This is a genomic window from Mixta intestinalis, from assembly GCF_009914055.1.
GTDB lineage: Bacteria > Pseudomonadota > Gammaproteobacteria > Enterobacterales > Enterobacteriaceae > Mixta > Mixta intestinalis.
Genome location: NZ_CP028271.1, coordinates 4667877 through 4686992 on the forward strand (window position 1 = coordinate 4667877; position 19116 = coordinate 4686992).

The 19116-nt window shown below is 53.3% G+C and carries 15 protein-coding genes; 13 read left to right on the forward strand and 2 right to left on the reverse strand.

Annotated elements, in window-relative coordinates; genetic code table 11:
• Positions 1 to 26 precede the first annotated feature (26 nt).
• The 3 genes from nhaA to C7M51_RS21640 all read left to right on the forward strand — a co-directional run bounded on the left by nhaA (position 27) and on the right by C7M51_RS21640 (position 3796).
• The gene (gene nhaA, locus C7M51_RS21630; RefSeq protein WP_160623504.1) at positions 27 to 1178 is read left to right on the forward strand and encodes a Na+/H+ antiporter NhaA; all 1152 of its coding nucleotides are present in this window, start codon (positions 27 to 29) and stop codon (positions 1176 to 1178) included.
• Between the two features lie 63 nt (positions 1179 to 1241).
• A complete protein-coding gene (gene nhaR, locus C7M51_RS21635; RefSeq protein WP_160623505.1) occupies positions 1242 to 2144 on the forward strand; it encodes a transcriptional activator NhaR in 903 nt (300 codons plus the stop codon).
• Between the two features lie 311 nt (positions 2145 to 2455).
• Positions 2456 to 3796, forward strand: a complete 1341-nt coding sequence (locus tag C7M51_RS21640) for a ferredoxin reductase domain-containing protein (protein WP_160623506.1) — start codon at positions 2456 to 2458, stop codon at positions 3794 to 3796.
• Between the two features lie 61 nt (positions 3797 to 3857).
• On the opposite strand, the gene rpsT is transcribed toward C7M51_RS21640, so the two are convergent.
• Positions 3858 to 4121, reverse strand: a complete 264-nt coding sequence (gene rpsT / locus C7M51_RS21645) for a 30S ribosomal protein S20 (RefSeq protein ID WP_141175018.1) — start codon at positions 4119 to 4121, stop codon at positions 3858 to 3860.
• Between the two features lie 317 nt (positions 4122 to 4438).
• Here rpsT and ribF point away from each other — a divergent pair, with 317 nt between their 5' ends.
• The 10 genes from ribF (at position 4439) to C7M51_RS21695 (ending at position 18096) form a co-directional block, all read left to right on the forward strand.
• Entirely contained in the window at positions 4439 to 5377 is a 939-nt protein-coding gene (gene ribF / locus C7M51_RS21650) for a bifunctional riboflavin kinase/FAD synthetase (protein ID WP_160623507.1), read from the forward strand.
• Positions 5378 to 5404: 27 nt separating this feature from the next.
• Positions 5405 to 8221: an isoleucine--tRNA ligase gene (ileS, locus tag C7M51_RS21655; protein ID WP_160623508.1), complete on the forward strand. Its 2817-nt coding sequence runs from the start codon at positions 5405 to 5407 to the stop codon at positions 8219 to 8221.
• Positions 8221 to 8733: a signal peptidase II gene (gene lspA, locus C7M51_RS21660; protein ID WP_160623509.1), complete on the forward strand. Its 513-nt coding sequence runs from the start codon at positions 8221 to 8223 to the stop codon at positions 8731 to 8733. The genes ileS and lspA overlap by 1 nt, the downstream gene beginning before the upstream one ends.
• Positions 8730 to 9185 (forward strand): FKBP-type peptidyl-prolyl cis-trans isomerase, encoded by a 456-nt coding sequence (gene fkpB / locus C7M51_RS21665; RefSeq protein ID WP_160623510.1) that lies wholly within the window; start codon positions 8730 to 8732, stop codon positions 9183 to 9185. Before lspA ends, fkpB begins: the two co-directional genes overlap by 4 nt.
• The gene (gene ispH / locus C7M51_RS21670; RefSeq protein ID WP_160623511.1) at positions 9182 to 10135 is read left to right on the forward strand and encodes a 4-hydroxy-3-methylbut-2-enyl diphosphate reductase; all 954 of its coding nucleotides are present in this window, start codon (positions 9182 to 9184) and stop codon (positions 10133 to 10135) included. The genes fkpB and ispH overlap by 4 nt, the downstream gene beginning before the upstream one ends.
• Before the next feature lie 372 nt (positions 10136 to 10507).
• The gene (locus C7M51_RS21675; protein WP_208852112.1) at positions 10508 to 10798 is read left to right on the forward strand and encodes a hypothetical protein; all 291 of its coding nucleotides are present in this window, start codon (positions 10508 to 10510) and stop codon (positions 10796 to 10798) included.
• Positions 10799 to 11122: 324 nt separating this feature from the next.
• Positions 11123 to 11941, forward strand: a complete 819-nt coding sequence (gene dapB, locus C7M51_RS21680; RefSeq protein WP_160623512.1) for a 4-hydroxy-tetrahydrodipicolinate reductase — start codon at positions 11123 to 11125, stop codon at positions 11939 to 11941.
• Positions 11942 to 12409: 468 nt separating this feature from the next.
• Positions 12410 to 13555, forward strand: coding sequence for a glutamine-hydrolyzing carbamoyl-phosphate synthase small subunit (gene carA / locus C7M51_RS21685; protein ID WP_425280988.1), 1146 nt, complete (start codon positions 12410 to 12412; stop codon positions 13553 to 13555).
• 26 nt (positions 13556 to 13581) lie between these two features.
• A complete protein-coding gene (carB, locus tag C7M51_RS21690) occupies positions 13582 to 16806 on the forward strand; it encodes a carbamoyl-phosphate synthase large subunit (RefSeq protein WP_160623514.1) in 3225 nt (1074 codons plus the stop codon).
• Positions 16807 to 16947: 141 nt separating this feature from the next.
• On the forward strand, positions 16948 to 18096 hold the full coding sequence (locus tag C7M51_RS21695) for a porin (protein WP_160623515.1): 1149 nt from the start codon (positions 16948 to 16950) through the stop codon (positions 18094 to 18096).
• Positions 18097 to 18199: 103 nt separating this feature from the next.
• Here the strand turns inward: C7M51_RS21695 and C7M51_RS21700 are convergent, their stop codons facing one another.
• The gene (locus C7M51_RS21700; RefSeq protein ID WP_160623516.1) at positions 18200 to 18883 is read right to left on the reverse strand and encodes a bactofilin family protein; all 684 of its coding nucleotides are present in this window, start codon (positions 18881 to 18883) and stop codon (positions 18200 to 18202) included.
• Positions 18884 to 19116: the final 233 nt, after the last annotated feature.

Sequence of the window (19116 nt, forward strand, 5' to 3'; positions counted from 1 at the left end):
ATTCTTTCAGGTTAAAGGAGCCTAAAATGGTTAAACGTTTCTTCACTGGCGAAGCTTCCGGCGGCATTGTTCTTATTGCGGCAGCCGTGGTTGCCATGCTGTTGGCGAATCTGACTACCACCCAGCACCTTTACGCCTCGCTGCTGGCGATGCCGGTAGAGTTTCGCTTTGGTGAGCTACATATCAATAAAGACCTGCTGTTATGGATTAATGATGCGCTGATGGCTGTGTTCTTTCTGTCGATCGGGCTGGAAGTAAAGCGTGAGATGATTAACGGCGCGTTAGCCGGGCGCGAAAAGGCGATGTTCCCTTTAATTGCGGCGCTTGGTGGCATGCTGGTGCCGGGGCTAATCTTTCTGCTGCTGAACGGCAGCGATGCGGCGATTCGCAGCGGCTGGGCGGTGCCTACCGCCACCGATATTGCCTTTGCGCTTGGCGTACTGGCGCTGCTGGGCAGCCGGGTGCCGCCAGCGCTGAAAATCTTCCTGATGGCGCTGGCGATTATTGACGATCTCGGTGCAATAGTGATTATTGCGCTGTTTTATACCCACGATCTTTCGCTGCTTTCGCTGATGATTGCCGCCGCCGCTATCATTGTGCTGGCGCTGTTGAATCGCTTTAATGTACGACGCACCTCCGTTTATATGCTGGTTGGCATCATACTGTGGATTGCAGTGTTAAAATCGGGCGTGCACGCTACGCTGGCAGGCGTGATTGTCGGATTTTTTGTGCCGCTGGCGGAAAAACAGGGGAAATCTCCGGCTAGAGAGCTGGAGCATGGTCTGCATCCCTGGGTAACCTGGCTGATACTGCCGCTGTTCGCCTTTGCTAATGCGGGCGTCGCGCTGGATGGTGTCGCGTTGGGCGATCTCTTCTCTCTGTTGCCGCTGGGAATTATTCTTGGCCTGTTTATCGGCAAGCCGCTGGGTATCACGCTCTTTTGCTGGCTGGGCATCAGGCTGGGCATCGCTAAGCTACCGCAGGGCAGCAGCCTGGGTAATATTGCCGCCACGGGTGTGCTCTGCGGTATCGGTTTTACCATGTCGATTTTTATCGCCTCGCTGGCCTATGGCGGTCTCGATGCTGAACTGATGGTGCTGGCGAAGCTGGGCATTCTGTGTGGTTCGCTACTGTCAGCGGTCGCAGGCTATCTGCTATTGCGTAGCAGGTTAAGTTAATCAATAAAACGGAGCGCTTTGCTGAAACGTTGCGTAGCGGCAAAGCGCAGGGAGCCTGAGGATATGTCACAGATTAACTACAACCATCTTTACTATTTTTGGCAGGTCTGTAAGCAGGGCTCGATTGTCAGCGCGGCGGATAAGCTGTTTCTGACGCCGCAAACCGTAACCGGCCAAATCAAAGCGCTGGAAGAACGTTTGCAGGGCAAACTCTTTCGACGTCAGGGCCGGGGCGTAGTACCTACCGAACTGGGACAGCTGGTGTTCCGTTACGCTGACCGCATGTTTACGCTCAGCCAGGAGATGATGGATATCGTCAACTACCGCAAGGAATCGAACCTGCTGTTTGATGTGGGCGTGGCGGACGCGTTGTCGAAGCGGCTGGTAAGCCAGGTGCTGGAGACGGCGGTGCAGGATGAGGAGCATATCCATCTGCGCTGTTTTGAATCTACCCATGAAATGCTGCTGGAGCAGCTTAGCCAGCACAAACTGGATATGATTCTCTCCGATTGCCCGGTGGATTCTACCCAGCAGGAGGGGCTGTTTTCGGTCAAGCTGGGTGAGTGCGGCATCAGTTTCTGGTGTACTTCGCCGTTGCCGCAGCAGCCTTTTCCCGCCTGCCTGGAGGAGCGCAAGCTGCTGATCCCCGGACGGCGTTCAATGCTGGGGCGTCAGCTACAGCGCTGGATCAGTGCCCAGGAGCTACAGGTGGAAATTCTGGGGGAATTTGATGATGCGGCGCTGATGAAAGCCTTCGGCGCGGCGAATAACGCTATTTTTATTGCCCCCACGCTCTATGGACAGGATATCTATAACGATGAGGCTATCAATGAGGTTGGGCGGCTGGATGAGGTAAGGGAAGAGTACTATGTTATCTTCGCCGAGCGTATGATCCAGCATCCGGCGGTACAGCGTATCTGTAACCATGATTTCTCAGCGTTATTTCAGGCTGACCAGAAACTCTAATTAATCTGGCGCTGTTTCTGCCGGTTCTGTTTATTTTCTGTGGCTGAGTGAAACGCGCAAGATTGATATTACGCGCTTTTATTCGATCCAGCTATTTATTCATTAATTTGCCTTTTGTCTTATTTAATGTAGCGCGCTGCGTCCAGGCAAAATTCTCATTTTTTCCTTACCCATTTACTGCCATTTTACCTTTCTTTACGCTACGGGCTGTCAACTCACAACCTTGAGGACCGCATACCTTCCCGGCACGCTGACGGTGGGGTAATGACGTCCATCCAACGGACGGAATAAGGTCATTTCAGGAGCGAAGTATGCACAACGAAAAAAATAAAACGGCGTCGATATTACAGGTTTCTCATCCGGGGTTAACGCAGCAATTTTCTTTACCTGCACTTTCTTATTATCAGATGCTGTTTATTACGGTCAGCGTGATTAACTTAATGATAATGAGCTGGGCGTTTACCAGCGGTAGCTGGTGGGATAACACCCATATTTCGTTAGGCCATTTCGGTAATATGGTGATTGCGAACCTCTGCGTTACGGTACTTATTCGCCAGCAATATTTAATCAACGCGCTGTTTCGCCTGGTTTGGCGCACGCCGACGCACTGGCCGCTGGCGCTGCGCCGTCATCTGGCAAAGATCTATCACTTTGGCGGGCTCCATTCCGGCTGCGCTACGTTTAGCTGTATCTGGCTGCTGTTATTTACGCTGGCGGCTTTTTGCCAGCAGCAGGCGCAGGGCAACCTGTCGCTACAGCTATTGACGGTAAACACGCTACTGGTAGTGATTCTTAGCCTGATCGCGCTGACAGCGCTGCCGCAGGTCAGGCACCGTTATCATAATCTGTTTGAGCATATGCATCGCTATGCGGGATGGAGCTCTCTGGCGCTCTCCTGGCTTCAGGTGCTGTGGTTTATTCGCGACAGCCATCATGGTGAATGGCGCTGGCAGCACATCAGCCATGCCTTCGCCTTTTGGGGGCTGGCCACCATTACTTTCAGCATCCTTCTGCCGTGGCTACGTTTGCGGCGCGTCCCGATAAAGGTTCTGCGTCCTTCTGCGCATGCGGTGATTATTGAATTTGCCCTGCCGCACGATCCTTTTCCGGGCTCAACGCTCACTATCAGCCTGGCTCCGCTGAGGGAATGGCACGCTTTCGCCAATATCCCGGTGGTCTCCCGCCCCGGCTGCCGCATGCTGATTTCACGCGCCGGCGACTGGACGGGGCGTTTTATCGATAATCCGCCGACGCACGTCTGGTTTAAAGGGATCCCAACGCCAGGCGTCGGCAGTATGAATAAGATTTTTAATTCGGTGGTCTATGTGGCGACCGGCAGCGGTATCGGTCCACTGTTGCCGCACCTGGTGAACAATCCGCGCCCCTGTAAGCTTATCTGGTCAACGCGTAATCCGCTGGTCACCTACGGAGAAGCCTTTGTGAATGAAATCATCGCGGCTCATCCTGGCGTGCTGATTTGGGATACCGATGCGCACGGCAAGCCCGACCTGCTGCTGCTGGCCTGTCAAAAGGTCAAAGAGATTGATGCGGAGGCGGTAATCTGTATCGCGAATCGCCCGCTAACGGATTATGTGGTGGACGGCTGCGAGGCGCAGGGGATTGCGGCTTATGGCGCGATTTGGGATTCCTGAATCGCAGGCAAAAAAAACCGGCCTGTGGCCGGTTCTTTCAAAGCTGATTAACAAAGGGCGATTAAGCCATTTTGCCGATCTGTGCCGCCAGGTTAGCTTTATGGCGTGCAGCTTTGTTTTTGTGGATCAGACCTTTAGCAGCCTGACGGTCCACGATCGGTTGCATTTCGTTAAATGCTTTCTGTGCAGCTTCTTTATCGCCAGCTTCAACTGCTGCGTATACTTTCTTGATGAAAGTACGCATCATGGAACGACGGCTTGCGTTATGCTTGCGACGTTTCTCAGATGTTACGGCGCGTTTCTTAGCTGATTTGATATTAGCCAAGGTCCAACTCCCAAATATGTTCTATACGGACAAATCAAAGGCCGAGGACTATGCCTTTTACGCCTTATTTTGTCAATGGATTTGTGCAAATAAGCGCCGTTTTATAAACAACGCCCGGTTACGTAATTGATGGCGCAAGATTCTACCAGTTTCCCTCCCCTGAATACAGTATTTCGCAAGAAAAAAAGCGTTTGCTGCGGCGCTACGCCAGGGTTGCAAGGAAATCATTGTCAGAAAACGGGAAAGGCGCCGTAACGGGTTAACCTTGGCGGTTGTACAAGGTATAATCCGCGAATTTCCACCAACTTGAGTCAGCCATGAAGTTTATACGCGGCATTCACAATCTCCGGGCCCAGCATCGCGGCTGTGTGCTGACTATCGGCAATTTCGATGGCGTGCACCGCGGACATAAGGCGCTGTTAGCCCGGCTACGCGAAGAGGGGCAGCGTCGCGGCCTGCCCGTAGTGGTCATGCTTTTCGAGCCTCAGCCTCTTGAGCTGTTTGCGACCGATAAAGCGCCGGCGCGCCTGACGCGTCTGCGTGATAAACTAAAATACCTGGCGCAGGAGGGCGTCGATGCCGTGCTGTGCGTGCGCTTCGATCGCCGTTTCGCCGCCGTCAGCGCGCAAAGCTTCGTTAACGATCTGCTGGTGGACAAGCTGGGCGTACAGTTTCTCGCCGTTGGCGACGATTTCCGTTTCGGTGCTGGTCGCGAAGGGGATTTCCTGTTATTACAGAAGGCGGGTGTGGAGTATGGCTTTGATGTCATTAGCACTGAAACCTTCTGTGAAGGCGGTAAACGCATTAGCAGTACGGCGATTCGCCAGGCGCTGGCCGATGATAATCTGGCGCTGGCCGAAACACTGCTGGGGCATCCTTTTGCCCTTTCAGGTCGGGTAGTGCACGGCGATGCGCTGGGGCGCACTATCGGCTTCCCTACGGCGAATATTCTGCTGCGGCGTATCGTATCGCCGGTAAAAGGCGTTTATGCCGTCGACGTTCATGGGCTAAGCGAACAGCCTCTACCCGGCGTTGCCAATATTGGTACGCGCCCGACGGTAGCAGGGCTGCGTCAGCAGCTGGAAGTGCATCTGCTGGATGTGTCGATGAACATGTATGGCCGCCATATTGAGGTGGTGCTGCGCCAAAAAATACGTAACGAGCAGCGTTTTCCCTCGCTGGATGCGCTTAAAGAGCAAATTGCTAAAGATGTGGTGACGGCCCGCGAATTCTTTGGGCTTAAAACACCGGTGTAACAACCGAAACACGGAATCGAGAATCTGATGAGTGACTATAAATCTACCCTGAATTTGCCGGAAACGGGGTTCCCGATGCGTGGCGATCTGGCCAAACGCGAACCGGGTATGCTGCAACGCTGGTATGACGACAATCTGTACGGCATCATCCGCGACGCTAAAAAAGGAAAAAAAACCTTTATCCTGCACGATGGCCCTCCCTATGCGAACGGCAGCATTCACATTGGTCACTCAGTCAATAAGATTCTGAAAGACATCATTATTAAGTCTAAGGGCCTTTCTGGCTTCGATTCGCCTTACGTGCCGGGCTGGGACTGTCACGGTCTGCCGATCGAGCATAAAGTTGAGCAGATGATCGGCAAGCCGGGCGAGAAGGTCAGCGCCGCAGAATTCCGTGCCGCCTGTCGTAACTATGCCGCAGAGCAGGTCGCGGGGCAGAAAGCCGACTTCATCCGTCTGGGCGTGCTGGGCGACTGGGAACATCCTTATTTGACGATGGATTTCCAGACCGAAGCCAATATTATTCGCGCGCTGGGTAAAATCATCGGCAATGGCCACCTGCACAAAGGCGCGAAGCCGGTGCACTGGTGCCTGGACTGCCGCTCCGCGCTGGCGGAAGCGGAAGTGGAATATTATGACAAAACGTCGCCTTCTATCGACGTGATGTTTAACGCTACTGATGCTGCCGCAGTCGCCGCTAAGTTCGGTGTCAGCAACGTGCAGGGGCCAATCGCGCTGGTCATCTGGACCACTACGCCGTGGACCATGCCGGCTAACCGCGCTATCTCTCTGCATCCTGAGTTTGAATACCAGCTGGTCCAGATTGAAGGCCGTGCGCTGATTCTGGCGAAAGATCTGGTGGAAAGCGTAATGCAGCGTGCGGGCATCAGCGAGTGGACGGTGCTGGGTTCCACCACCGGCGCGACGCTGGAGCTGATGCGCTTCCAGCATCCGTTCCTCGCCTTTGACGTACCTGTAGTGCTGGGTGAGCATGTTACCCTGGATGCCGGTACCGGTGCGGTACATACGGCACCGGGTCACGGCCCGGATGACTATGTTATTGGTCAGAAATATGGCCTGGAAACGGCCAACCCGGTCGGCCCAGACGGCTGCTATCTGCCGGGAACGTATCCTGAGCTGGACGGCGTGAATGTGTTCAAAGCGAACGATATGATCGTCACGCTGCTGAGCGATAAAGGCGCGCTGCTGCATGTGGAAAAAATGCACCATAGCTATCCGCACTGCTGGCGTCATAAAACGCCAATCATCTTCCGGGCGACGCCGCAGTGGTTTATCAGCATGGATCAGAAAGGGCTGCGTGCACAGTCGCTGAAAGAGATCAAAGGCGTGCAGTGGATCCCTGACTGGGGCCAGGCGCGTATTGAATCGATGGTAGAGAACCGCCCTGACTGGTGTATCTCTCGTCAGCGCACCTGGGGCGTGCCGATGGCGCTGTTCGTACACAACGAAACCGAACAGCTGCATCCTGATACGCTGGCGCTGATGGAAAAAGTCGCGCAGCGCGTTGAGCAGGATGGTATCCAGGCATGGTGGGATCTCGATCCGCGCGATCTGCTGGGCGATGATGCCGATCGTTACCGCAAAGTGCCGGATACGCTGGACGTCTGGTTCGACTCCGGATCGACCCACGCATCGGTGGTTGATGTACGCCCGGAATTCCACGGTCACAGCGCTGATATCTATCTGGAAGGTTCGGATCAGCATCGCGGCTGGTTTATGTCTTCGCTGATGATCTCCACGGCGATGAAAGGTAAAGCGCCCTATCGTCAGGTGCTGACCCACGGCTTTACCGTGGATGGTCAGGGCCGCAAGATGTCCAAATCGCTGGGCAATACCGTCAGCCCGCAGGACGTGATGAATAAGCTGGGCGCGGATATCCTGCGTCTGTGGGTGGCCTCCACCGACTATTCTGGTGAAATGGCGGTTTCCGATGAAATTCTGAAACGTTCTGCCGATGCCTATCGCCGTATTCGTAACACCGCACGTTTCCTGCTGGCTAACCTGAACGGCTTCAATCCAGAAACCGATCTGGTGAAACCGGAGGAGATGGTTGTGCTCGATCGCTGGGCGGTTGGGCGTGCGCAGGCGGCGCAGGCGGATATTATTGCCTCTTACGCTAACTATGATTTCCATGAAGTGGTACAGCGTCTGATGCAGTTCTGCTCGGTAGAGATGGGATCGTTTTATCTCGATATCATTAAAGATCGCCAGTACACCGCGAAAAGCGACAGCGTGGCGCGCCGCAGCTGCCAGACCGCGCTCTGGTATATCGTTGAAGCGCTGGTGCGCTGGATGGCACCGATCATGTCCTTTACCGCCGATGAAATCTGGAGCTATCTGCCGGGTAAACGTGCGCAGTATGTCTTTACCGAAGAGTGGTTCGATGGGCTGTTCGGCCTGGCGGATAACGAAGCGCTGAACGATACTTTCTGGGCTGAGCTGCTGAAAGTCCGTGGCGAAGTCAACAAGGTGATCGAGCAGGCGCGCAGCGATAAGCGCATTGGCGGATCGCTGGAAGCGACGGTAACGCTGTACGCTGACGCGGCGCTGGCTGAAAAGCTGACCGCGCTGGGCAACGAGCTGCGCTTCGTGCTGCTGACCTCTGGTGCGCAGGTTGCGGATTACGCGCTGGCACCGGAAGAGGCGCAGCAAAGCGAGCTACTGAAAGGTCTGAAAATTGCGTTGCACAAGGCGGAAGGCGAGAAATGTCCGCGCTGCTGGCACTACACTACCGATATTGGTCTGGACGCCGCGCACCCGGATATTTGCGGACGCTGCGTCACTAACGTAGCCGGTAACGGCGAAGAGCGTAAATTTGCCTGATGCGTAAATCTTTTTCTGCAACCGGACTGCGCTGGCTCTGGCTGGTGCTGGTGGTTATCGGCGTCGATTTCGCCAGCAAGCAATGGGTAATGAATAACCTTGCGCTGCACGAAACGATGCCGCTCATGCCGTTCTTTAATTTGTTTTATGCCCATAACTACGGGGCGGCATTTAGCTTCCTCGCAGATAAGGGCGGCTGGCAGCGTTGGTTCTTTGCCGGTATCGCTATCGCTATCGTGGTCGCGCTGCTGGTGATGATGTATCGCACCGCAGCCAGCCAGAAACTTAACAATATCGCCTACGCGCTGATTATTGGCGGCGCGCTGGGCAACCTGTTTGATCGCGCCTGGCACGGCTTTGTGGTCGATTTCATTGACTTCTATATTGGCGGGTGGCATTTCGCCACCTTCAATATCGCTGACTGCGGTATCTGCGTCGGTGCCGCGCTAATCGTGCTGGAGGGGTTTTTTACGCCCTCTGACAAACAGGCGAAGCAAAAGGGTAAGGCATGACCGACTCTGTTCAGCGCGATAGCGCGGTGTTGCTGCATTTCACCTTAAAACTTGACGATGGCTCCACCGCGGAGTCCACGCGCGCCAACGGTAAACCGGCGCTGTTTCGTCTCGGCGATGGCAGTCTTTCTGAAGCGCTGGAAGCAGCGCTGTTGGGGCTGCGTGTTGGTGATAAAAAAGCGTTTACGCTGGAGCCTGAAGCGGCTTTCGGCAGCGTCAGCCCTGACCTGGTACAGTATTTCTCCCGGCGCGATTTTATGCAGGCGGGAGAGCCAGAAGTAGGCGCGATTATGCTGTTTACCGGCATGGACGGCAGTGAAATGCCGGGCGTTATTCGTGAAATCGCCGGTGATTCCATTACCGTTGACTTCAATCATCCGTTAGCAGGACGTACGGTTCACTTTGATGTGGAAGTGCTGGAAATCGATCCGGCGCTGGAGGATCAGGCATGAAAATCCTGCTGGCGAATCCGCGCGGCTTTTGCGCAGGCGTCGATCGTGCTATCAGCATTGTTGAGCGTGCGCTGGAGATGTATGGCGCACCAATCTATGTGCGTCATGAGGTGGTGCATAACCGCTATGTGGTCAACAGCCTGCGCGAACGCGGCGCAATCTTTATTGAAGAGATCGCAGAAGTGCCGGACGGCGCGATTCTGATCTTTTCCGCTCACGGTGTATCGCAGGCGGTACGTGCCGAGGCGAAGGCGCGTCAGCTGACTATGCTGTTTGATGCCACCTGTCCGCTGGTGACAAAAGTCCATATGGAAGTGGCTCGCGCCAGCCGTAAAGGTACCGAGGCTATTCTTATCGGTCACGCCGGACACCCGGAGGTGGAAGGCACTATGGGGCAATATAACAATCCGCAGGGCGGCATGTATCTGGTCGAATCGCCGGAGGATGTGTTTAAGCTACAGGTGAAGAACGAAAATAACCTCTGCTTTATGACACAGACTACGCTATCGGTGGATGATACCTCAGCGGTGATTGATGCATTGCGCCAACGTTTCCCGCATATTATTGGGCCGCGTAAAGATGATATCTGCTATGCCACCACCAATCGTCAGGAAGCGGTACGCAGCCTGGCGGCGGAGGCGGATGTCGTGCTGGTCGTCGGCTCGAAAAACTCGTCAAACTCAAACCGTCTGGCTGAACTGGCGCAACGCGCCGGTAAGCGCGCCCAGCTGATTGATTCCGCAGCCGATATTCAGGAAAGCTGGCTAACTGGCATTCAGTGCGTTGGCGTCACCGCCGGTGCTTCTGCACCTGATATCCTGGTACAGGAAGTGGTCCAACGTTTGCGTGCATTGGGTGGCAGCGAAGTCATTGAGCTGAGCGGACGCGAAGAAAACATCGTCTTTGAAGTACCAAAAGAGCTGCGCCTCGAAGCCCGTCAAATCAGTTAATTACTTCTGCCCGGCATTTCTTACGCCGGGCAGCTTTCCTGCCGCCTTACCAACGTTTTTTTTCTCGCTCACCTTGCCTCTTTATCGCTCATTAACGTCTCCCACTCCGCGTCTTTTCGCCATCACTTTTTCGTTCTTAAAGCCGTTCTGTTTTCCCCGTTAGCCTGTTCTTTCGGCAGGTTTTTTTTAAAGATAATTCACCTGTACGCACTTTATCTTTTCCATTTAGTTAGCTGATCGACAGGAAAAGATATTTTAAAGTTTCGTCCGGGTGATGCATGACTTTTAGGCAGAATATTTTGTCTTGTTGGGTAATGTTTGGTGCTGTATCGCCCTTTTAAATACTAATCATAAAGTTAAAAGGAGTTAAAAATGAGAGAGTTAAACGTAGCCGAACTGCAGCATATCAGCGGTGGATCTGAAGAAGCTATGTCCGGGGATGCAATGCTTGGCTTTGGCTTTGCCGGTCTGGCCGTTTCTATCCCGGTTATTATTGGCGGCGCCATCCTCGGCGTGCCGACGCTGGGACTGGGCTTCGGCGCTATGGCGGTGGGTATTTTCGGTACAACACTTTCAGGCGCAATGGCTATTTTTGGCCTGGTGACCAATATTATTGATAAAGCACGCAGCAGCCGCGAGCAATCAGCGGTGAGCGCAGAATAATTACGCGTTTCCGTTTTTAACTGGAATGCGCTGCAGCTTTTGTCGGCACATTCCAGCCTTACCAGACTAACTGAACCTGCCGCAGTCCGTCGTTATCCGCTTTATTTTCTTTTTTATCAAACGCTTGCTGTTAAACTGCCACGCTGCACGTAAGGCGCATTATTCTGCCGGGTTTATGTCAGCATGATGCCGACGTTATGGCTTTTACTGATGCTTCCCGCTGTTTATCATTAAATTCTAATTACCCGCGTTTTCATATGGCGGTCGGGAACGTAGGCCGTTACTCTGGAACCGAATGACATTATTTAACGTAAGAGAATAACTATGCATGAGGCAGAAGTTCGCGTCGCGATTGCGGGCGCAGGTGGTCGGATGGGGCGTCAGTTAATTCAGGCCGCGTTGCAAATGAAGAATGTAACGCTGGGTGCGGCGCTGGAAAGGGAAGGATCGTCGCTGCTGGGCGTTGACGCTGGCGAACTGGCCGGGGTGGGCAAAACGGGTGTAACAGTGCAAAGCGATCTGAATGCGGTAAAAGATGATTTTGATATTTTCATCGATTTTACCCGTCCGGAGGGAACGCTTACCCACCTCGCATTCTGTCGTCAGCATGGTAAAGGCATGGTGATTGGCACAACCGGATTTGATGAGCCTGGAAAGCAGGCTATCAGTGAGGCTGCCTCCGATATTGCGGTTGTATTCTCCGCCAATTTTAGCGTGGGGGTAAACCTGTTACTGAAGCTGCTGGAAAAAACGGCGCAGGTAATGGGCGACTATGCAGATATAGAAATTATTGAAGCTCATCATCGCCATAAAGTTGATGCTCCTTCGGGAACCGCGCTGGCAATGGGTGAGGCTATTGCGGGTGCGATGAACTGGAAACTTGATGAGCATGCGGTTTATGCCCGTGAAGGGCATACCGGCGAGCGTCAGCCACATACTATCGGTTTTGCTACCGTCAGGGCTGGCGATATCGTAGGGGAACATACCGCTATGTTTGCTGATATGGGCGAGCGTATCGAGCTGACCCACAAGGCTTCAAGCCGAATGACTTTTGCTAATGGCGCGATTCGCGCTGCCAGGTGGTGTGCTGGCAATAAATGCGGGTTATTTAGCATGTCCGACGTGCTTAACCTTGAAAACTAAGGGCGAATACAGTTCTTACTGAAACTAACTTAGCTGTAATTACTTGTATAAAAAAGGGTTTTTTATTGCCCTTTTTTATTTATTCATAAACAGGGGTTTGGTGTGTTTTTTCACATTTAAACTGTAAAACTCCTGGTTATTGTCTTGATGTTATGTTGCGTTAAGCCAAATTTGACCATTTGGTCCACTTTTTCACTCCTCCGTTATCGTTTTCCATCACTTTTTGTCAGGCAACCGTTTTTCTTACCCTCTACATTGTGTTTTTCATGGTGAATAATCCTCTTTTGGCTTCAGTGCGCCAAAAATAGATAAAAAAATAGCTTTTTAAGGTAGACAATCCGCAGGTCGGTCATTAGAATGCGCGCAATTTGCCAAAAATCGACCGTTCAGGCGGTTTTTGCATTGATTCAGTCGTGCTTTATGAATTAATATGCAAATATTATGACTGTTTATTCCCTGGAGGACGTTTTGAATAAGTCAGCGATTTTGGTTCTGGAAGACGGAACCCAATTCCACGGTCGGGCCATTGGGGCTACAGGTTCGGCGGTGGGGGAGGTAGTTTTCAATACTTCAATGACCGGTTATCAAGAAATCCTCACAGACCCTTCCTATTCCCGCCAGATCGTCACTCTTACTTATCCCCATATCGGTAATGTTGGCACCAACGCCGCTGATGAAGAATCTTCACAGGTACATGCACAGGGGCTGGTCATTCGCGATCTGCCGCTGATCGCCAGCAACTATCGCAGCGAAGAAGATCTCGCCTCCTGGCTGAAACGCAACAATATCGTGGCGATTGCCGATATCGATACGCGTAAATTAACCCGTCTGCTGCGCGAAAAGGGCGCTCAGAACGGCTGCATCATTGCGGGCGATACGGCGGATGCGCAGCTGGCGCTGCAAAAAGCACAGGCATTTCCTGGTCTGAAAGGCATGGACCTGGCGAAAGAAGTTTGTACGCGCGAAAGCTACAGCTGGCTGCAGGGCAGCTGGACGCTGGCAGGGGAGCTGCCAGCAGCAAAAACAGAAGCCGAACTGCCTTACCATGTGGTGGCTTACGATTACGGCGTAAAACGCAATATCCTGCGAATGCTGGTGGATCGCGGCTGCCGTCTGACGGTCGTGCCTGCACAGACACCGGCGGAAGAAGTGCTGAAAATGAATCCGGACGGCATCTTCTTATCTAACGGGCCTGGCGATCCGGAACCGTGCGATTATGCCATCCGCGCTATTCAGCGTTTTCTGGAAACGGACATCCCGGTTTTCGGCATCTGTCTGGGACACCAGCTGTTAGCGCTGGCCAGCGGAGCTAAAACGGTAAAAATGAAATTAGGCCATCACGGCGGCAACCACCCGGTGAAAGACCTGGATAACAATACTGTGATGATCACTGCGCAGAACCACGGTTTCGCTGTAGATGAACACTCATTACCTGACAGACTGCGTGTGACGCATATCTCCCTGTTCGACCAGACGGTACAGGGCATCCACCGCACTGATAAACCGGCGTTCAGCTTCCAGGGCCATCCTGAAGCCAGCCCCGGCCCGCATGACGCAGCGCCCCTGTTTGATCACTTTATCGAACTGATTGAAGCGGCTCGCGCCGGACAGTAACCCTTTTCAGGAAAGGAACAGAGAAAATGCCAAAACGTACCGATATAAAATCCATCCTGATTCTGGGCGCTGGTCCGATTGTTATCGGCCAGGCGTGTGAGTTCGACTACTCCGGCGCGCAGGCCTGTAAAGCGCTGCGCGAAGAAGGTTACCGTGTCATTCTGGTCAACTCTAACCCGGCGACCATCATGACCGACCCGGAGATGGCGGACGCTACCTATATTGAGCCGATCCACTGGGAAGTGGTACGCAAAATCATTGAAAAAGAGCGCCCGGATGCGGTGCTGCCGACCATGGGCGGTCAGACGGCGCTGAACTGTGCGCTGGAGCTGGAGCGCCAGGGCGTGCTGGAAGAGTTTGGCGTTACCATGATTGGTGCGACTGCCGACGCCATTGATAAGGCGGAAGATCGCCAGCGTTTCGATAAGGCGATGAAAAAAATTGGCCTGGAAACGGCACGCTCCGGTATCGCACATACCATGGAAGAGGCGCTGAAGGTGGCAGAAGATGTCGGTTTCCCGTGCATCATTCGCCCTTCCTTTACCATGGGCGGTTCTGGCGGCGGTATTGCTTACAACCGTGAAGAGTTTGAAGAAATTTGCGAGCGCGGCCTCGATCTGTCGCCAACCAAAGAGCTGCTGATTGATGAATCGCTGATCGGTTGGAAAGAGTATGAGATGGAGGTGGTGCGCGATAAAAATGACAACTGCATCATCGTCTGCTCTATCGAAAACTTCGATCCGATGGGGATTCATACCGGCGACTCCATTACCGTTGCGCCAGCGCAGACGCTGACGGATAAAGAATATCAAATCATGCGTAACGCCTCGATGGCGGTGCTGCGTGAAATCGGCGTGGAGACCGGCGGTTCTAACGTACAGTTCGCGGTAAACCCGAAAAACGGCCGCCTGATCATTATCGAAATGAACCCGCGCGTCTCCCGCTCCTCCGCGCTGGCCTCAAAGGCTACCGGTTTCCCGATTGCTAAAGTGGCAGCGAAGCTGGCGGTTGGCTATACGCTTGATGAGTTGATGAACGATATTACCGGTGGACGCACGCCTGCTTCGTTCGAACCCTCAATCGACTATGTCGTTACCAAGATTCCGCGCTTCAACTTCGAAAAATTCGCTGGCGCTAACGATCGCCTGACCACCCAGATGAAATCGGTGGGCGAAGTGATGGCGATTGGCCGCACGCTACAGGAATCAATGCAGAAAGCGCTGCGCGGGCTGGAAGTCGGCGCTAACGGCTTCGATCCGAAGGTAAATCTTGATGATGCCGACGCGCTGACGCGCATTCGTCGCGAGCTGAAAGATGCCGGTGCCGAGCGTATCTGGTACGTGGCTGATGCTTTCCGCGCCGGTCTGTCGGTTGATGGTGTTTTCAACCTGACCAATATCGACCGCTGGTTCCTGGTACAGATTGAAGAGCTGGTGCGCCTTGAAGAGCGCGTGGCTCAGGAAGGTGCCAATGGCCTTAACGCTGATTTCCTGCGCACGCTGAAGCGTAAAGGGTTCGCCGATGCGCGCCTGGCACAGCTGGCTGGCGTCAGCGAAGTGGAAATTCGCAAGCTGCGTCAGCAGTACAAGCTGCATCCGGTTTACAAGCGCGTCGATACCTGCGCCGCTGAATTTGCTACCGATACCGCCTATATGTACTCCACTTATGAAGAGGAGTGCGAAGCCAATCCGAACCAGGATCGTGAAAAGATTATGGTGCTGGGCGGCGGGCCAAACCGTATCGGTCAGGGTATTGAGTTTGATTACTGTTGTGTACACGCTGCGCTGGCATTGCGTGAAGATGGTTACGAAACCATCATGGTTAACTGCAACCCGGAAACCGTTTCTACCGACTACGATACCTCTGACCGTCTCTACTTTGAGCCGGTTACGCTGGAAGACGTGCTGGAAATCGTGCGCATCGAACAGCCGAAAGGCGTGATCGTCCAGTACGGCGGTCAGACGCCGCTGAAGCTGGCGCGAGCGCTGGAAGCGGCGGGCGTCCCGGTTATCGGCACCAGCCCGGATGCTATCGACCGTGCAGAAGACCGCGAACGTTTCCAGCAGGCGGTTGATCGCCTCGGCCTGAAACAGCCGGCAAACGCCACGGTGACCGCGCTGGATCAGGCAGTGCAGCGTGCGGTAGAAATCGGCTATCCGCTGGTGGTGCGTCCTTCCTATGTACTGGGTGGACGGGCGATGGAAATTGTCTACGACGAGCAGGATCTTAAGCGCTACTTCCAGACGGCGGTTTCCGTTTCCAACGATGCGCCGGTGCTGTTGGATCGCTTCCTTGATGATGCGGTGGAAGTAGATGTCGATGCCATCTGCGACGGCGAGCGCGTGTTGATTGGCGGCATCATGGAGCATATCGAGCAGGCTGGCGTACACTCCGGCGACTCCGCCTGTTCACTGCCGGCCTACACGCTGAACAACGATATTCAGAACGTGATGCGCCAGCAGGTTGAAAAACTGGCCTTTGAGCTCTGCGTTCGCGGCCTGATGAACGTGCAGTTTGCGGTGAAAGACAATGAGGTTTACCTGATTGAGGTTAACCCACGTGCCGCGCGTACCGTGCCTTTCGTGTCAAAAGCGACCGGCGTGCCGCTGGCAAAAGTGGCCGCGCGCGTAATGGCGGGTAAATCCCTGGCAGAGCAGGGCGTGACCGAAGAGGTGATTCCGCCTTACTACTCGGTAAAAGAAGTGGTGCTGCCGTTCAACAAGTTCCCTGGCGTTGACCCGATTCTGGGGCCAGAAATGCGCTCCACCGGCGAAGTGATGGGCGTTGGCCGCACCTTTGCCGAGGCGTTTGCCAAAGCGATGCTCGGTTCGCAGTCCAATATGAAGAAACAGGGACGTGCGCTGCTGTCGGTACGTGAAGGCGATAAAAAACGTGTCGTTGACCTTGCCGCCAAGCTGCTGAAGTATGGCTTCGAGCTGGATGCGACCCACGGTACGGCGGTTGTGCTGGGCGAAGCGGGCATCAATCCGCGCCTGGTGAACAAAGTGCATGAAGGGCGTCCACATATCCAGGATCGTCTGAAAAACGGTGAGTATAGCTATATCGTTAATACCACCGCCGGGCGCCAGGCGATTGAGGATTCCCGCGTAATTCGCCGCAGCGCGCTGCAATACAAGGTGCATTACGACACCACGCTGAACGGCGGTTTTGCCACGGCGATGGCACTGAATGCCGATCCAACGGAGCAGGTTATTTCTGTGCAGGAAATGCATGCAAAAATAAACCGTTAAATATATGCTCTTTTCAACCGATAACGGCTCCTCAGGGAGCCGTTTTTTTATGGTTAACGGCAGGCGCTCCAGGTGCTTTTCCTGCTCTCTGACTGCGCAATAACACTGCGCTGAGCTACACTTAACCTACTGAGAATATCAATGAAACTAACAACATGCGCTGTTTCCCGCTACCTCGGTGTTGGCCTGCTGGTCGCGCTGCCTTTTGCCAGTCAGGCAGAAATTACCCTGATTAAACAGGCGGCAGAACCGGACGATGCGTTAAGCCGTCTGAAGTTTACCGTCGGCGGTAGTATCCGACCGCAGTTTAATAACATTACCGGCGACAGCGATCGCGGTTCCTATAAGCGTAACGGCTTTGATGGCGGTACGCGCTTCCGCTTCGGCGCAGAATATTATCTGACACAGGATGTCAGCTGGCTGGGCTACTACGAACTGGGCGTTAACATTCCGGCGCTGTTTAACTGGGATAATCACTACGCCGAAGGCGCACGCGATACTTCGCGCCGTCAGCTTTATACCGGTTTCAAAAGCCAGCGCTGGGGCCAGCTGACGTTTGGTCAACAGAACAGCGTTTACTATGATGTGGTCGGCGCTAAAACCGATATATGGGATTACGATATGCTGGCTCAGGCGTCCGGCATCGGCATTAACGGCGATTACGATGGGTCCTACCGTGCGCGCAAGCAGCTGAAATATAAAAACAGCTTTGGTGATGCCGATATTTATGCGGCCTGGCTGCTGGAAGATACTGAATATCTGCCGGGTAACGGCCTGCGCTATAAGCGTCAGGGCGGCGGATCGCTGGGCGTGGATTACCACCTGACGCCGGATCTTACCTGGGGCACCGCCTGGAACTATACCCGCGCTGAAATGCGTAATCCGGGCAACGGCGACAGCAAAGGCTACGATCAGAATATTATCGGGACGGCGCTAAGCTGGAAACCGGATAACTGGACGCTGGCCGTGGGCGGCGGCTGGTATCAAAACTTCTCGCCCAGCAAAAAGCGCAGCGTTGATACCTATTTTGCCAACGAAGCCTGGGGCGTAGAGTATTACCTCGGCTACAACATACCGGTACAGCGCTACGCGGTGAAATCGGTTCAGCCTTATGTAATGGGCGATCGTCTGGAATATACCAGCGGACGTGATTATCAGCGTATTGATAACGGCGTTGGCGTAACGCTGCAGCTGGATTACGGCTTCCGTATCGACTATGAACACGTCTTCACTTCCAGCACCGACGATTTGGGCGATATGAACCTGGTTCGTCTGCGTTACGATTTCTGATAACGGCCTGCTGTAACAATGTATAAAGCCTGAAGGTGATGACGCCTTCAGGCTTTATTATCTTCTACAGGTCGGGCACAGCGGAGTACCGCAGAGGGCCGCGTTATTTTTTCGCCAGTTTAGTTTCTTGTTTTTCTCCAGCTGCCGCGATGGATTCAGAAGCGACTGGCGTAGCGGTCAGGCCAATTACGTTTGTTTTGACGTCGCTTTTGCGTGAGGTATCTGCATTACCAACAAATATGCCGCCTTTTTTCACCGACAGCGCTTCATAATTCAGCGTGCCATGTATGTTGGCATGCTCATCAATATCAATCGATTGGGCTTTACATTCGCCATGCACGTTACCGTTAATTATCAGTTCAAGACAGGTAATATTGCCATTTACCAGGCCGTTTCTCATCACTTTTACCAGTCCGTCTTTAACGGTGATATTACCCTGCACTTCACCGTACACATATACCTGACCAATTGCGGTAATGTTTCCTTCAAAGCAAACATCACGAGCGATAACGGTATTGCTTATTTTTTCCTGTGGCTGGGGCGCATCAGGCTCAGCCTTTTCAACCGGCATTGCGAACGGGGCGATTTCCTTCTCAGTGGGAACTTCTGCTGGTTTGTTTTGTTTTCTGAACATGCGAAAAACCTTCCGTTGTAATACATATAGTAAAAATGAACCTGCTGCCAGCAGACCTAAAATCACTGTCCATGTGGAGGAATAGAAACTGGTTATCAATCCCAGGAACCAGAAGCAAAGTCCAGTATTAAAAAAAACGTATTGCCTGTCCATCTTGGCTTTACCAGGGCTCCATATGCTGTGTAAAAAGGAGTGAATAACCCGGATCGGTTTCCACATCGATGTGGATAGTTAATATTTTCTTTAGCAGCATCGGCTTCAATAAGCAGGGCTGGTTATATTTCAGAGGTATTGCGTCTTCGATCCGATATGTTTAACGACTTGTTTTTAATTAGTGAAAGAAACCCTCCCGGAAATAATAGGTTGATTCTTATCCCTGACCAATT

Excerpts from the sequence above, each read along its gene's own strand:
- nhaA (WP_160623504.1), top strand. The coding sequence starts at position 27 with ATGGTTAAACGTTTCTTCACTGGCGAAGCTTCCGGCGGCATTGTTCTT.
- nhaR (WP_160623505.1), top strand. The coding sequence starts at position 1,242 with ATGTCACAGATTAACTACAACCATCTTTACTATTTTTGGCAGGTCTGT.
- C7M51_RS21640 (WP_160623506.1), top strand. The coding sequence starts at position 2,456 with ATGCACAACGAAAAAAATAAAACGGCGTCGATATTACAGGTTTCTCAT.
- ribF (WP_160623507.1), top strand. The coding sequence starts at position 4,439 with ATGAAGTTTATACGCGGCATTCACAATCTCCGGGCCCAGCATCGCGGC.
- ileS (WP_160623508.1), top strand. The coding sequence starts at position 5,405 with ATGAGTGACTATAAATCTACCCTGAATTTGCCGGAAACGGGGTTCCCG.
- lspA (WP_160623509.1), top strand. The coding sequence starts at position 8,221 with ATGCGTAAATCTTTTTCTGCAACCGGACTGCGCTGGCTCTGGCTGGTG.
- fkpB (WP_160623510.1), top strand. The coding sequence starts at position 8,730 with ATGACCGACTCTGTTCAGCGCGATAGCGCGGTGTTGCTGCATTTCACC.
- ispH (WP_160623511.1), top strand. The coding sequence starts at position 9,182 with ATGAAAATCCTGCTGGCGAATCCGCGCGGCTTTTGCGCAGGCGTCGAT.
- C7M51_RS21675 (WP_208852112.1), top strand. The coding sequence starts at position 10,508 with ATGAGAGAGTTAAACGTAGCCGAACTGCAGCATATCAGCGGTGGATCT.
- dapB (WP_160623512.1), top strand. The coding sequence starts at position 11,123 with ATGCATGAGGCAGAAGTTCGCGTCGCGATTGCGGGCGCAGGTGGTCGG.
- carB (WP_160623514.1), top strand. The coding sequence starts at position 13,582 with ATGCCAAAACGTACCGATATAAAATCCATCCTGATTCTGGGCGCTGGT.
- C7M51_RS21695 (WP_160623515.1), top strand. The coding sequence starts at position 16,948 with ATGAAACTAACAACATGCGCTGTTTCCCGCTACCTCGGTGTTGGCCTG.
- C7M51_RS21700 (WP_160623516.1), bottom strand. The coding sequence starts at position 18,883 with ATGGACAGGCAATACGTTTTTTTTAATACTGGACTTTGCTTCTGGTTC.